The organism is Pelomonas parva, assembly GCF_043555835.1.
Classification (GTDB): domain Bacteria; phylum Pseudomonadota; class Gammaproteobacteria; order Burkholderiales; family Burkholderiaceae_C; genus Pelomonas; species Pelomonas parva.
The window spans coordinates 1-1,069 of sequence record NZ_JBIGHV010000026.1; the positions used below are offsets into that span (position 1 = coordinate 1).

Here is a 1,069-nt window from a genome sequence, read left to right on the forward strand (position 1 = left end):
CGACCGCGCCCACCGACCACGGCGCGCTGATCCCCAGCGCCGCTTCAAACACTTTGGCCGTCATCCCGATCCCCGTTTCAGCACCTATCCAGCCGAAATCCTACCCACTCGAATTTTCAGAGAGCCATCTTTCCAAAGACGAGGAACCCGTTGAAGGTCTGCGAACGCTTGAGCAGCTGCAGATGCCAGACGCCAGGATGAGCTTCCTTGCGATACGGGAGGCTGGAACGGTCCGCAAGCTCACGCAGAAGGACCGATACGAGCTCATTGCGGAGTTTGGGCTCAGCGCACAAGTTCCCGAGGTCATCCGGGTCCAGTTCGACACTGCCAGGAACGCATATCTCTATGCCTGGTTCGTCTACCGCTTCCATGTTGTGGCTGAGCACCAGGCTCTTGCCACGCTCGAGCTCGCGCTTCGGACCCGATTGACCTCAGCCGGGGTCCTCGACGCGAACGGCAAATACCCAGTCACGGTGCCTCCGAAGGCGCCGGGCGGGCCGCCGCGGACAGAGAGAAAGAAGGCGATGCTGAGAGACCTGCTCAGGCTCGCAGTAGACGCCGGCCTTCTTCGCAACGACCGGATTGAGAACCGGCAGGCTTGGGCGATGGCGCTGGCCAGGGAACGCCAGTCATTCGAGCTGTCGCGCAAGATGTTCGAGCTCGGGCTCGCTGAGATGGTTGTCCCGGATGAAGATCCTGTTCCAACGGCTGACGAGCTCGCGTTCGACTGGGTCGCGCACTACGCAGAGACGCTTCCCCGCGTGCGAAACATCCACGCGCATGGCAGCACAATGCTGCACGCAACGGTGATGAGGACATTTGACGTAGTCAGGACCTTCATCAACCAGTTGTTCGTAGCCCTGCCCGCCCCGCCATGAAGTCGATCTGCTAGGTTCTGGCATGCGCCTACGAGCGGTTCGGAGGACTAGGCATCAAGAATTGCGGCTCTGTTGAATTTCAAGTGGGTTGCTGGGCGTGCGGGTTGATCGAGTGGAAGTCGAGCTTGCCCGCGATCAGGAAGATGACCGTCTTGATGGTCGACAGCCGTGTGAAGCCACGCGCGCGTCGC

Annotated in this window: 1 protein-coding gene; it reads left to right on the forward strand. The window is 60.8% G+C overall.

Annotated elements, in window-relative coordinates; all coding sequences use genetic code 11:
• Positions 1-878, forward strand: an 878-nt coding sequence (locus ACG00Y_RS28760; RefSeq protein ID WP_394485079.1) for a hypothetical protein, incomplete at its 5' end; no start/stop codon positions are given.
• Positions 879-1,069: the final 191 nt, after the last annotated feature.